At 70.2% G+C, this 13,277-nt stretch carries 12 protein-coding genes; 4 read left to right on the top strand and 8 right to left on the bottom strand.

All coding sequences use genetic code 11. The features are described 5' to 3' along the window. Positions 1-40: 40 nt before the first annotated feature. The 5 genes from FB381_RS05825 to FB381_RS05805 form a co-directional block, all read right to left on the bottom strand. Positions 41-853: a substrate-binding periplasmic protein gene (locus tag FB381_RS05825; RefSeq protein WP_141779414.1), complete on the bottom strand. Its 813-nt coding sequence runs from the start codon at positions 851-853 to the stop codon at positions 41-43. A 210-nt stretch (positions 854-1,063) separates the two neighbouring features. Further along, complete coding sequence (locus FB381_RS05820) at positions 1,064-2,095, bottom strand: SIS domain-containing protein (RefSeq protein ID WP_141779413.1); 1,032 nt, start codon at positions 2,093-2,095, stop codon at positions 1,064-1,066. A gap of 4 nt (positions 2,096-2,099) precedes the next feature. Continuing rightward, entirely contained in the window at positions 2,100-2,327 is a 228-nt protein-coding gene (locus tag FB381_RS05815) for a Trm112 family protein (protein WP_141779412.1), read from the bottom strand. Then, positions 2,324-3,709 (bottom strand): phosphomannomutase/phosphoglucomutase, encoded by a 1,386-nt coding sequence (locus FB381_RS05810; RefSeq protein WP_141779411.1) that lies wholly within the window; start codon positions 3,707-3,709, stop codon positions 2,324-2,326. Before FB381_RS05810 ends, FB381_RS05815 begins: the two co-directional genes overlap by 4 nt. A 21-nt stretch (positions 3,710-3,730) precedes the next feature. After that, positions 3,731-4,129, bottom strand: a complete 399-nt coding sequence (locus FB381_RS05805) for a DUF3499 domain-containing protein (RefSeq protein WP_211352330.1) — start codon at positions 4,127-4,129, stop codon at positions 3,731-3,733. A 48-nt stretch (positions 4,130-4,177) separates the two neighbouring features. Between FB381_RS05805 and FB381_RS05800 the strand changes: the two genes are divergently transcribed. Continuing rightward, complete coding sequence (locus FB381_RS05800) at positions 4,178-4,630, top strand: metallopeptidase family protein (protein WP_141779410.1); 453 nt, start codon at positions 4,178-4,180, stop codon at positions 4,628-4,630. A 38-nt stretch (positions 4,631-4,668) separates the two neighbouring features. Here the strand turns inward: FB381_RS05800 and FB381_RS05795 are convergent, their stop codons facing one another. The 3 genes from FB381_RS05795 to FB381_RS05785 form a co-directional block, all read right to left on the bottom strand. Beyond that, a complete protein-coding gene (locus FB381_RS05795; RefSeq protein ID WP_141779409.1) occupies positions 4,669-6,459 on the bottom strand; it encodes a DUF5719 family protein in 1,791 nt (596 codons plus the stop codon). Next, complete coding sequence (locus tag FB381_RS05790; RefSeq protein WP_170225065.1) at positions 6,456-9,362, bottom strand: glycosyltransferase family 2 protein; 2,907 nt, start codon at positions 9,360-9,362, stop codon at positions 6,456-6,458. The genes FB381_RS05795 and FB381_RS05790 overlap by 4 nt, the downstream gene beginning before the upstream one ends. Before the next feature lie 181 nt (positions 9,363-9,543). Next, positions 9,544-9,798 carry a WhiB family transcriptional regulator gene (locus tag FB381_RS05785; protein WP_008361238.1) on the bottom strand — a complete coding sequence of 85 codons (255 nt, stop codon included), beginning with the start codon at positions 9,796-9,798 and terminating at the stop codon, positions 9,544-9,546. 357 nt (positions 9,799-10,155) lie between these two features. Here FB381_RS05785 and cofD point away from each other — a divergent pair, with 357 nt between their 5' ends. The 3 genes from cofD to FB381_RS05770 are packed head-to-tail and all read left to right on the top strand — an operon-like array spanning position 10,156 to position 12,996. Further along, a complete protein-coding gene (cofD, locus tag FB381_RS05780; protein ID WP_141779407.1) occupies positions 10,156-11,169 on the top strand; it encodes a 2-phospho-L-lactate transferase in 1,014 nt (337 codons plus the stop codon). Beyond that, on the top strand, positions 11,166-12,173 hold the full coding sequence (locus FB381_RS05775) for a coenzyme F420-0:L-glutamate ligase (protein ID WP_246087978.1): 1,008 nt from the start codon (positions 11,166-11,168) through the stop codon (positions 12,171-12,173). Before cofD ends, FB381_RS05775 begins: the two co-directional genes overlap by 4 nt. Positions 12,174-12,213: 40 nt before the next feature. Beyond that, positions 12,214-12,996 (top strand): DUF3105 domain-containing protein, encoded by a 783-nt coding sequence (locus FB381_RS05770; RefSeq protein ID WP_141779406.1) that lies wholly within the window; start codon positions 12,214-12,216, stop codon positions 12,994-12,996. Positions 12,997-13,277: the final 281 nt, after the last annotated feature.

Here is a 13,277-nt window from a genome sequence, read left to right as displayed (position 1 = left end):
CGGCTGTTCACGCGCCCCAAAGCGGGGCGGCCGGGTTCGATCAGGCGCCCTTGTCCTTGAAGACCTCGGACAACGGATACTCCCGGAAGTATTCCTTCTTGATCTTCAACCACTCGCCGTTGAGGATCATGTCTTCGAGAGCCTTGTCGATCTGCGCCCTACGGTTGTCACCTTTCTGCATGACGAAACTGATCGGGGCGTCGTCGGCGGGATAGACGATCGCCTCCTTCAGCTTGATCGGCGCCCGCTTGATGATCGGCGCGGTATAGGGAGCGTCGTAGAAGAACGCATCGGCCTTGCCGCTCTGGATGGCGCTGACCGCGGCATCCTCGTCCTTCGCCTTGATGATGTTGACGTCCTTGTACTGCTCGGCGAGGTAGCGCTCCTGGATGGTGCCGTCGACGATGGCGACGTTCTTGCCGTTGACGTCGCTGCGGTTCTTGATGTCGGAGTCCTCAGGGGTGAGGAAGGACAGGTACGTCACGAAGTAGGGCGCGGTGAAGTCGAAGTCCTCCTTCCGCTCGGCCGTCTCGGTGACCTGAGCCCCGATCACATCGATCTTGCCGGCCTCGAGCGCCGGGAAGAGGTCTCCGAAACCCATCACCACGAACTCCGGCTTCACGCCCATGCCCTCGGCGACACCGAGAGCCATCTCGTAGTCGAAGCCCTTCGCGACGCCATCGACCTTGTAGAACGCCGGCTCGGTGCCGTCGACGCCGATACGGAGCGTGCCACCCGCGGCGGCGCTCGCCTGGTCGGTGGCCTTCGGCGCGGGGTCGGCCAGCGTGCCCCCGAGAACGAGGACGCCCAGGAGCACCAGGGCGCCGGCGACGACATATTTGATGTTGTTCATGCAAAGTCCTGTTTCGGGGATGGTGGGGGCAAGCCCGGCACGTCGCCACCGAGAGAAACGGACGTGCTGGCCAGGAGTGGCCGGATGATGTTGCATCAAACACCTGTCGGCTCCCCACGTCCAGGGTTTGTGGCATCATCGCGAAGTTCTCTACCCCTGCCCGCGCCGTGGGTTGTGACCCAAATCACAGCACGGGTTCACCATGTGGACTTATTCGTCCGCAACCAGGCCCAAACGCAGATATTCGGCAGCGTAGGTGCCTTGCAGCAGCAGCGAGGCGTACCGGCCCACCTCTGTGTTCGTGCCGGCCTCGACGACCTCCACCCGTACGCCGCGGGCGTCGGCCGCCTCGGTGAGGGATCGGCGCTGCCCGAGCATGATCTCGTCGGTCGCGCCGTCGTCGAGGACGACCAGGACGGGGCGTGCGACGGCCTGCTCCTCGGCGAAGGGGTCGTCGAAGACGTTGCGCGGGCGGGCAGCCTCGATGACCGGGAGCAGATCGTCGGCGTCGCCGGCGATGGCCCCGCGGCCGCTGGCCCGGCGCAGCCCCTCGGCCACGCGGCGGGCCGCGCGGGCGGCGAGGACGGAGCCGCCCCACACGACCGGGAGCGAGTCGGCGAGCGAGAGCGCCAGGATCTTGCCCGGGTTGACCGAGATGTCCTGGTGCGGCGAGCAGGAGGTGGCGACGTCGTCGAGCGCGTCGGCCACGTTGTCGGCGTCGGCCTCGGGACCGAGCCCGATCGAGTTGAGATAGGTGAGCATCAGGATCGCCGTCGCGAGCGTGTCACCGCTCTCGACCGGGATCAGCGTGCTGTCGCGACCCTCGGAGTGCTGGGCGACCAGCGATCCCGCCGGCGCGGCCACCACGAGCTGCGCCCCGCGGCGCACGGCCTCGGCGGCCGCAGAGGCCTCCCCCGGGTCGGAGCCGGTCGGCGCGAGCACGACCACGAGGTCGAGGCTGCCGGCCCACCCGGGAAGCCCCGGAGCCGGCCAGGCGACGAAGGGCACCGGGCAGAACGGCTCGAGCACCGCGCGCAGCAGGCGCGAGTCGGGTCCGGCCGCGACCACGGCACGGGGCCGGCCGGTCTCGGCGGCCCGGCGTACGGCCTCCTGCAGCGCTTCGGCGGCATCGGCGGCCTCGCGGCGGATCCGGGCGCCGGAGCCTGCCAGCGATCGCAGCAGCTGGTCGATCGTGGCAAGAGCCCGCTCGTCGTCCAGCCTCGACTCGTCGAACCAGGTCATCGGTTCACCCCTCGGCCGAAGGAGCCTTGGTGGATCGTGCCTCGTCGATGAGCAGGACGGGGATGCCGTCGCGCACCGGGTAGGCGAGCCCGCACTCGCCCTGGCAGACCAGCTCGCCGACCTGGTCGGGCGCGGTCGCCTCGACAGGCAGCAGGTCGCCGTGGCACTGCGGGCAGACGATGATCTCGAGCAGCTTCTCGCTGAGGCCCAGAGGGGTCGATGCGCCGGTCATTGTGCGTTGTCCTTTCGGATGATCGCGAGCGCTTCGTCGCGCACACGCTCCATGGTGGGCACGTCCCTGCCCTCGACGTTGAGCCGCAACAGCGGCTCGGTGTTGGAGGCACGGACGTTGAAGGTCCAGTCTGCGTGGGAGAGGGTCAGCCCGTCGAGACGGTCGAGGGTGACGTCGTCACGGTCTGCGTAGGCCTTCTCGATCTCGGCCACGGTCGCAGCCTGATCGGGCACGGTGGAGTTGATCTCGCCGCTCATCGGGTAACGAGCGTACGCCGCCAGCAGCTCGCTGAGCGGCTTGTCGGTCTCGGCGAGCGCGCCGAGCACGTGCAGCGCGGCGAGCATGCCCGAGTCGGCACGCCAGAAGTCACGGAAGTAGAAGTGGCCGCTGTGCTCGCCACCGAAGGCGGCCTCCGACTCGGCCATCACGGCCTTGATGTAGGAGTGGCCGACGCGGGTGCGCACCGGCTTGCCGCCCAGCTCGGTGACGATCTCGGGCACGGCGCGGGAGGTGATCAGGTTGTGGATGATCGTCGCGCCCGGCTCCTTGGCCAGCGTGCGCTCGGCGATCAGCGCGGTGATCGCGCTCGGGCTGACCACCTCGCCCCGCTCGTCGACGAGGAAGCAGCGGTCGGCGTCGCCGTCGAACGCGAGACCGGCGTCGGCACCGCTCTTGTGCACCTTGGCCTGCAGGTCGACCAGCGTGGTCGAGTCGAGCGGGTTGGCCTCGTGGTTGGGGAAGGTGCCGTCGAGCTCGAAGTACATCGGGATCAGCTCGACCGCCTCGGCACCCAGGCGACCGAAGACGGCGGGCGCGGTGTGGCCGGCCATGCCGTTGCCGGCGTCGGCGACGACCTTCAGCCTGCGGCCCTCGACCGGGGCCAGGTCGAGCAGGTGGGCGGCGTACGCCTCCAGCACGTCGGTCTCGCTGATGCTGCCGGCGACCCCCGGCAGCGGCACGTCGCCGGAGATCACCAGGTCGCGGATCTCGTCGAGCCCGGTCTCGGCCCCGACCGGCACCGCGTTGGCGCGGCACATCTTGATGCCGTTGTACTGCGCCGGGTTGTGGCTGGCCGTGAACATCGCGCCCGGCAGACCGAGATGGCCGGAGGCGAAGTAGAGCTCGTCGGTGGAGGCCAGCCCGATCAGCGTCACGTCGGCGCCGGCCTCGGTCGCGCCCGCGGCGAAGGCGCCCGAGAGCGCCGGCGAGCTGGGCCGCATGTCGTGGCCCACGACGACCCCGCCGTGGGCGCCGACCACGTGCACGAAGGCACGCCCGGCCCGCCGGGCGAGCGCCTCGTCGATCTGGTCCGGGACGGTGCCACGGACGTCGTAGGCCTTGAAGACGGCGTCGGCGATGTCGAGGTCAACTCTGTCCGGCATGCTCGGAACTCTAGTGCAGCACTACTCGGAGGTGAGCACGCGGAGGTGGCCGCGACGGGTGCCGGTCTGGCGCTGCTGAGCCTCGTCGTGCCCGGGCTCGGCCTCCGTCGGTGCCGGGGTGCTGACCGGGCCCCGCTGAGCGGGCGCCGGCGGACGGGCAGCCTCACGGACGGCATCGGCCAGCGCGAGCAGGTCGTCGCCCTTGGGCTGCGGGTCGACGGGCTCGCGAGCCAGCCGCACGACCTCCCACCCACGGGGCGCGGAGAGCCGCTCGGCGTGGTCTTCGCACAGGTCGTAGGCGTGCGGTTCGGCATAGGTCGCCAACGGGCCGAGGACGGCCGTCTGATCGGCGTACACATAGGTGAGCGTGCAGACGGCTTGGCGCTGGCAGGCGGTACGCGAACAACGACGAGCAGTCACGGGTGAACCGTACTCCCCTGGAGCCAGCCTCGCGGTTAGGCTCGCTACATGACCGACGCACGGGGTTCGAGCGGGTCCCGGGACAAGCCCCGCACCCGCGACCGGCACGGCCGCGGCACGCGCGGCCCGGTGGCGATGCCGGCCGACCCGACGGTGCCGGTCCGGCGCACTCGCCGAGAGCGCTTCGACGACATCGCGCTCGACATCGTCACCGAGATCGACGCCCGCTGGCAGTCGCGGCTGGGGCTGATCGAGTACGCCGTCGAGGAGTCGCCCGACATCCCGCCGGACTGGACGGTCGACGACTACATCCCGCTCGGTTCGCTCGAGCGCGGCTCCGGGGCCACCCCGGCACGGCTGGTGATCTACCGGCGGCCCATCGAGCACCGCTGCCTGACCCGCTCCGAGGTGGAGGCGATGGTGCTCATGGTCGTCGTCGAGCAGGTCGCCGACCTGCTCGGGATCGCCGCCAACGACGTCGATCCCCGCTACCAGCCCTAGGCCGTGCCTCCCAAAGACACGGCCTAGCCGGGTCGGCGTCAGTGGTCGAGAGGGAGCGGCAGACCCGGCGCGACCCCGGCGGTGCGCACCTCCGAGCGCAGCGGACGGAACGGCACCACCGCGTCGCCGTCACCGCTCATCACGACCGTCGCACGCACCTCGACGCCCTGGGGCACGAGCTGGATGAGCGCGGCCTCGCTGGGCACCTCGACCTCGGCGCCGGTGCCCGGGCCGACCTTGACGTCCTTCGCCTTCAGGGCCTTGCCCTTCGCGGTCATCGGCACCAACTTGACCGTGCCGCTGCTGCCTGAGTCGGCCGCCGGACCAGAGATCACGACCCGCTTCTTGTCGATGCTCGGACCGGTCGGGACGACCGCCGCGGTCGCCTTCGAGACGGCCTCGGCCGAGGTGGTGAGCGCGACGTCGCCGGTGTCGACCGACCGCATCGCGGCCGAGACCGGGCCGGAGGTGACGAGCTCGATGCCGTACGCGTCGTCGGCGCTGCTCTTGCCGAGCAGCTCGGTCAGATCGATCTGGGCCTGACCGCTGGGCGGCACACTGATCTCGGGAGCACCCTGCGGGCTGAGCACGTTCTTCGGCGTCAGCAGGCGCAGCTCGCCGCTCACCTGCGTCTTGCCGGGGTTGACGACCGTCAGGGTGCGGCTCTGTGCCTTGTTGGGATAGCCGACCAGCAGGTTGGTCTTGGCCGGCTTCGACTGCCCCGGGAAGTAGTCCTCGCTGGCCGCCTCCGACTCGAGCTGGACGTCGCGGTCGCGCACCATGACGCCGGCCTGGCCGCGTACGACCGTGGTGCGCATCGACAGGTCACCCTTGCGCGGGATCATGTGCAGCAGGTCGAAGGTGCGGGTGGTGTCACCGGGGATCGTGACGCCGCGCAGGTCTTCGGGCACCGCGACCGCGCCCTTGTCGTCGAAGAGCGAGACGTCGACGGTGGCCGCACCGTTGTTGGGGTTGGTCAGCTCGAGGATCGAGTTGTGGGTAGCACCCGCACCGATGCCGGGGAACCATGCCTCGGCCTGCGGCGCCAGGCAGCCCGTCGCCGCCAGCGGCTTGCTGGTCGAGCGGCCGGCGACCAGACCCGGCGCGACCTCCTTGCCGGCGCTGACCACGACCGGGCCCGCCTTGACGGGCTTGGCGGTGATCCTGCCCGACTCCGCGGTGGCCTCGATGCCCTTGCCGGCGCCCGGTCCGCCGAGCTGGATCGTGCCCGCACCGTCGGCGGCGTTGGTCACCGCGACCTCGTCGGAGCCGTTCTTCGGCTTGCCGGGGCACACGACGGTGGCCGAGGTCGGCGCGCTGCTGTCGGCGGCGAGCTTCGGCTGCTCCCACTGGTGGGGGCGGATGAGCAGCAGCGCCACCGCCATCACGGCGATCAGGCCGAGCGCCACCAGGGCGGTGTTGTCGAGGCGGCGGCCGCGCTGCCTGCGAACGCGCCGCAGGATCGGCGCCGCTGCGGCCGCGGCCGCGGCCATCCGGCCGCCCTGCGCCTGCTCGGGCTCTCCGGCGCGCATCTCGTCTGCGGTCGGCCAGGCTTCGTAGTCGGGCTGGAAGGCGCCGTCGTAGTCGCCCGGGTAGCTCTCCTCATAGCCCTGCTCGTAGCCGGACTGGGCGATGATCCGCCCGGTCTCCGGCCCGGGGACGTAGGGCTGCTGGGCATAGATCTGCTCGGGGGTGTAGGGCTCGGGAGCCGTCGCCTCCGGTGTCTCGGCATAGGGATCCGAGTAGGGATCGAGCATCCACGGCTCCTGGCCGTAGGCGCCGTCGGCCGGCTCCTGCGAGCGGTCGTAAGGGTCACGTGGATGGCTCACGCCGACTCCCTCCTCTGGATCAGTGTCGGCAGGCACAGGACCAGGACGACGAAGAGCCCGATCCCGGCCAGGGCCAACAAGACGATGCGGACGATGGACAGCGAGTCGGTCACACCCGGGTCACCCGGCTCGGCGTCGAGCAGCCAGGCGCGGGTCGAGGTCTCGACCGTGCTCGCCTGGGTCACCGCGCCGGACGCGTCGATCCCCTCGGCCACCGAGGAGTCGGCGGGCCCGGGCATCACGATGTAGGCCACCCCTTGAGCGGCCAGGTCGTCGATCACCGCGTCGTCGGGGTCGGCCGCCAGGCGGCGTACGACGCCGGTCAGGTCTTCGGACCCGCCGGCGACCTGGGCGATCTCGTCCTCGCCGAGGGTGATCCCGTCGTCGCGCAGGACCGAGTAGCGGATGCCGTCGTCGACCGAGCCGCGCAGCACCAGCACACCGTCCTCCGGCCCGAGCGTGGTCGAGGTCGGGTCGAGCATGTAGGAGGGTACGTCGGTGTGGCCCAGCGCCCGGGTGTCGTCGGAGAGGTCTCCGCTGCCGGCGTAGACGAACCAGCCGAGGCTGCCGATCGCGCCGACCGCCGCCACCGCGGCGGCAGCACCGACCAGGATCCTGCGCGGACCGCGCAGGCCGTCGAGGATCGCGCCCTGCACGCCGAGCACCGCCGCGACCACGGCGAGCCCCTGGATGGTGACCAGCGGGAAGCCCCAGCCGACCCGGGCGATGCCGGCGTCGAGGTGGATCGGGATCCACGACAGGAGCATGGTGACCACGGCGGTCGCGACCGCGCCGATCCAGCAGACCAGCACCGGGATGCGGGTGCGGCTCGGGATCAGCGCGAGCACCGCCAGCAGCGGAAGCGCGAGACCGAGCCACCACGGGGCACCGAGGTCGGCGCCGTCGAGCGCGGTCAGCCGGCCCACGAGCAGGTCGAAGCCGCTCGCGGCGGGGGCCGGGAGCCGACCCGGGTCGAGCAGCAGACCGGCCCAGCCGCCGGAGAAGATCAGCGGCAGCCACCACGGGAGCAGCAGCGCGACGGGAGTCGCGATCGCCGCGGTCGGCGGGCCCCACTGGTCGCGGTCGCTGAGCACCGCGGGCATCAGCTTGCGGATCACGATGAAGATGACGACCGCGAAGACCGCCGAGACCAGGAACGCCATCGGCGCGAAGGCGGTGATCATGGTCAGGAGCAGACCCGTGCGCCATCCCGCTCGCCAGCGGCGGTCGGCGACGGGGTCGCTGAACCCGAGGGCGGCATGGGCGAGCCAGGGCAGCAGGGCGCCGACGACGACCGGACCGATCCGGCCGTCACCGAAGGCACCACTGACGTAGGGGACGAGCGCGTACGCCGTCGAGCCCCACAGCAGCAGCCAGCGCGGGGCGCCGAGGTGGCTGATCAGGCGGCCGACCACCCGGAGCATGCGCCAGGCGCCGCCGAGCGCGACCGGGAAGCCGAGGAGCATGACCCCGGCGACCGCCAGGCTCGCGTTGCCGCCGAGGATCGTGGCCAGCACCGCCAGCGGGAAGATGTGAGGCGGCGCGGGCACACCGGTGCCCTGCGAGATCGCGTGCCACGACTCGATCTGCAGCCGCCACCACTCGCCCGCACCCTGCGGTGTCGGGCCGAGCCCGTTGCCCGCGACCCCGCCGAGCGCGACCCGGGCGCCGATCACGCCGAGGATGCCGACGACGACCAGCAGCACCGCGACCGGGTTGGTGAACAGCCGCACCAGCAGCCCGGTCTCGGCCGGGATCTCGTCTTCGTCGAGCTGGGCGCGCTCGGCCTGGCGCTTGGCCGCGAACGACGCCGGGTCGGCCTCGGCCTGCGCCATCTGCCGCCGCTCGGCGATGTCGGATGCCTGGAGCGTGACCGCGGTGGCCACGTCGGAGACGAAGTCGAGCCCGTGCCGATACGGCAGCCACGGGGGCGGCAGCAGCGCCTTGACCTCGTCCTTGTCGGCGTGCGCCTGCTTCCGGCGGCGCGCCTTGGCCGCCATGATCTGGCCGGTGTGGCCGTAGATCCAGCCCAGCGCGGCCAGGTCGTCGAGCGCGGTGCCCGGATCGCGCACGAGCACGAAGCCGAGCATCCGCCACAGGGTCTGGAAGAAGAACCGGATCATCCACAGCGGCAGCGTGCCCGGCCGGCCGTTGACCAGCAGGGTGTAGAGCGCGGCTCGGCGCTCCTGGTAGTGGATCCGGCGACCGGTCAGCTGCGTCTTGCGTACGCCGCGGTGGGCCGCCTCCACGTGGAAGACGGTCGCGTCGGGCACGGCGATGGTCGTGAACCCGGCGTTGGCGGCGCGCCAGCCGAGATCCATGTCGGTGCCGAGCACGGGCAGGTGCTTGTCGAAGCCGCCCAGGTATTCGAGGACCTCGCGGCGGATCAGCATGCCCGCGGTGTTGACGGCCAGGACGCGGCGTACGTCGTCGTGCTGGCCCTGGTCGTACTCACCCCGCTCCAGGCCGGTCTCGCGGTTACCGGTGCCCGAGATCGAGACGCCGAGCTCGAGCATCCGGCGCAGCGAGGGCCACTCGCGGATCTTCGGGCCGAGGATGTCGGCCTCCGGATACTCGTCGGCGGCGTTGAGCAGGGTCGCCAGCGCACCCGGGTCGGGCGTGGAGTCGTCGTGGAGGAACCAGATCCACTCCGGCGGCTGCGGGGCCTGGTGAAGGATGTCGAGCGCGGTGTTGGCGGCGTCGGCGTAGGTCGTCGAGGCCGGCAGCTGGACGACCTGGGCGAAGGTCTCCTCCAGGATCTCGACCGACCGGTCGGTCGAGCCGGTGTCGATCGTGACGGCAAAGCTCACCGGGGCCTGCTGGTTCCGGATCCCGTCGATGACGGTGGGAAGCCAGCCGGCGCCGTTGTGGGAGACGAGAACGAGGGCGACCGACGCTTGCACGATCGGCAACCCTAGTGCCCATCCGGTGATAGGCCGAATGGACCTGTCGAGCGATCGGCACACGCCCCGGCAGGTATCGCTCGGCGCCCACGAACCCCTGAGGTGCTCCCGAGAACCCCCGAAAACGACAGCAGGCCCGGACCGTGAGGCCCGGGCCTTGCTGTTGTGCTTGGTAGTTGCCTCAGACGGCGCGCTTCTTCAGCTTGCGGCGTTCTCTCTCGGAGAGTCCACCCCAGATCCCGAATCGCTCGTCGTTGCCCAGAGCGGACTCAAGGCAATCCTGGCGCACCTCGCAGGTCTGGCAGACCTTCTTGGCCTCCCGAGTCGATCCACCCTTTTCAGGGAAGAACGCCTCCGGATCCGTCTGCGCGCACAGGGCGCGCTCCTGCCAGCCCCCTTCGTCGGTGTCCGGCTCGAGGAGAAACAGCTCTCTCATCGTCTTTCCGACCTTTCGACCCTATTCAGCTTGTCTTCGGGACCGTGACCCAATCTTCTGGGCCAGTCACCTCACGCCATCGGCAGGTAACCGATCCCCCCGTTTATTTAGGAGCTTCCCCACAGGTTCGGCTTGTGGCCTCTCCTCTGGCTCAGCGCCCTGCTCGAATCCGCCCGAGATTCTTTCGGCGACGTCTCCACCACGTTCGGTCCCCGGTTCAGTTTCGAATAACACTGATGAAATTACATGCCTGTCGGTGCCACAAGTCAACCCTCAAATCTGCTAGGGCCGCAATAACACAGGTGGTACGGACCGGCTGAGGCTGGGGCATTGGTCCTCGTCTGAGAGGCTAGGACCATGCGCGACATCACCGTTCTCTCCGGCGGCCATGGTGGCTCGAAGTTCATCTCCGGGCTCCTCCACGGCATCTCCACCGGTCGCATCCCGGGCATTGAGGAAGATGCCCGGGTCACCGTGATCGCCAACACTGCTGACGACCTGTGGATGCACGGCGTCAAGGTCTGCCCCGACCTCGACACGGTGATGTACACCCTTGGCAACGGATTCGACCACGACCGCGGCTGGGGCCGCAAGGGCGAGACGTGGTCGATCAAGGAGGAGCTCGAGGCGTACGACGTCCCGGGCACGTGGTTCGGGCTCGGTGACCGCGACATCGCGACCCACCTGGTGCGCACCCAGATGATCGAGGCCGGCTATCCGTTGTCGCAGGTCACCACCGCATTGTCCGAGCGCTGGCTGCGCTCCGTGTGGGACGACCGGGTGCGGCTGCTGCCGATGACCGACGACCGCGTCGAGACCCATGTGGCGGTCAAGGACGCCGACTCACCCAGTGGACTCTCGGTCGTCCATTTCCAGGAGTACTGGGTGCGGCTGAGGGCGGGCGTGCCCGTCGAGAAGCTGATCTTCGTCGGGCAGGACGAGTCACGACCGGCCCCCGGCGTGATGGACGCGCTGCTGAAGGCCGACCTGGTGATCGTGCCCCCGTCCAACCCCGTCGTCTCCGTCGGCACGATCCTCGGAGTGCCCGGGATCCGAGAGGGCATCATCGCCACCCCGGCACCCGTCGTCGGCATCTCCCCGATCATCGGTGGCCATCACGTGCGCGGCATGGCCGAGCAGATGCTGGCCGCCATCGGCGTCGGCGCAACCGCTGCCGAAGTCGGTCTGCATTATGGTACGCGCGGCGCCGGCGGGGTCCTCGACGGCTGGCTGGTCGACGCCGCCGACGCCGACGCGCTCGAGTCGCTGCACGCCTCCGGCCTCAAGGCCGCTGCCGTCCCGCTGTGGATGTCGGACGACGACTCGACCGCCGACATCGCCGCCGCGGCCGTCGGGCTGGTCGCCCGGTGAGCGGGCGCCCCGAGAACGAGCAGAGCGCCGGGTCGGCGAACCGCTCGGCCATCACGGTCACCGCGCCCGAGGGCACGCCCGAGGTACGGAAGGGCGACGACCTCGCCGCCCTGCTCCTCACCGCGCTCGGCGCCGAAGAGCTGAGCGACGGGGATGTCGTCGTGGTGACCAGCAAGGTCGTCAGCAAGGCGGAGGGCAACGTACGGGAGGGCACCCGTGAGGATGCGCTCCCCGGCGAGACGGTCCGGGTCGTCGCCCGCCGCGGACCGACCCAGATCGTACGCAGCCGGCTGGGCCTGACCATGGCGGCGGCAGGCATCGACGCCTCCAACGTCGAGGCCGGTCACATCGTGCTGCTCCCCCTCGACCCAGACGCCTCCGCGCGTACGCTGCGCGCGACCTTGCGCGACCGCACCGGCGTGAACGTCGGGGTGGTCATCACCGACACCGCGGGGCGCGCCTGGCGCGACGGCCAGACCGACATCGCCATCGGGGCCGCCGGCCTCGAGGTGCTGGAGAGCTTCGCCGGCCAGGTCGACGCCTACGGCAACGACCTCGTCGTCACCGCCCCCGCGGTCGTCGACGAGATCGCCTCGGCCGCCGAGATCTCCCAGGGCAAGCTGGGCGCTCGACCCTTCGCGGTCCTGCGCGGCCGGGCAGACCTGGTCCGCGAGCCCGGCGACGACGGCCCCGGGGCGAGCGCGCTGATCCGCCCCGAGGGGTCGGACTTCTTCGGCTTCGGAGCCAGGGAGGCGGTCGTACGCGCCCTCAAGGGTGCTGCCGCCGACCAGGCTCCGTTCGGTGCGCCGGCGAGCGTCGAGGAGCTCGCTGCGGCCGTCACAGAGGTCACCGGGATCGCCCCGATCCCGCACGGGGACGGGCTCCGGGTCGACGACGCCGACCCCGCCGTGGTCGCCGCGCTGGCCTTCGCGCACGGCTGGCGATGCGAGCGCGACGACACCAATCTCGGGGCAACTTCCCTTCTGCAACCCATGACCGCCTAGAATCTGCGCGTCCCGACCACAGACCTGAGGTACGCCGACCGTGGCAAACAAGTCGCTCAACAAAGACCGCCGTGCGGTCATCGACAACATCCGCAAGAAGCAGGGTCGCTCCGAGCGTGCCCGCGGTGCGGCGATCGTCGGTGTCTGCATCGTCATCGCGCTGCTGATCGTGGGTGCTGCCGCGTGGGGCCCGATCACGGGCTACTTCAAGTCCAGCAAGTACGACGACGTCGCGCTGCAGGACATCGGCAAGAGCACCAAGGCCGCCGGCTGCCAGAAGGTCACCGAGACGAAGGCCGACGGCAACCAGAACCACATCGCGACCGGCACCGAGCAGACCTACACGACCGCTCCCCCGGCCTTCGGTCCGCACTGGAACGAGGCCAACGTCGCCCCGGCCGACATGTCGCGCAAGTTCTACTCCGCCGGCGACCGCCCCGACCTCGAGGCGCTCGTGCACAACCTCGAGCACGGCTACACGATCGTCTGGTACGACAACACCGTCTCCGAGGACGAGCTCAACCTGCTCCGCAGCATCGGTGACAAGTTCGCCGGCACCTCCAACTTCCGCTACAAGTTCATCGCCGCGCCGTGGACCGCCGCCGACCAGAAGGAGACCGCGGTCGCCGGCGACAAGAAGACCGAGTTCCCCTCCGGCACCCACATCGCCCTCACCCACTGGTACGCCGACCCGAAGAACCCCACCGAGGCGTCCACCCAGAAGGGCGTCTTCCAGTACTGCGAAGGCGTCTCCGGCGAGGCGATCAAGGACTTCATGCTCAAGTACCCCTACACCAGCACCCCGGAGCCCCAGGCCATGTGACCTGGTCCTCCCAGACGTACGAACGGCCGCCTCTCCTCTCTCAGGGATCGCGGCCGTTCGTACCTCCTGACCCGACTTCCCCCACCTGCCGAGACGTCACCCCTGCAGGTCGAGAGGTCAGGCCCGCAGGTCGAAGCGTCGCTTCTGCAGGTCGAGAGGTCAGGCCTGCAGATCGAGGAGTCAGTACGACGTGTCGACCTGCAGAAGTGACTTCTCGACCTGCACGAGCGACCCCTCGGCCTGCGGGAGTGACTCCTCGGCCCGCACGGGTGACCTCTCGA

This window comes from Nocardioides albertanoniae (genome assembly GCF_006716315.1).
Lineage (GTDB): Bacteria > Actinomycetota > Actinomycetes > Propionibacteriales > Nocardioidaceae > Nocardioides > Nocardioides albertanoniae.
The sequence above is the reverse complement of the archived record's forward strand: the minus strand, read 5'-3'. Positions and strand labels throughout refer to the sequence as shown.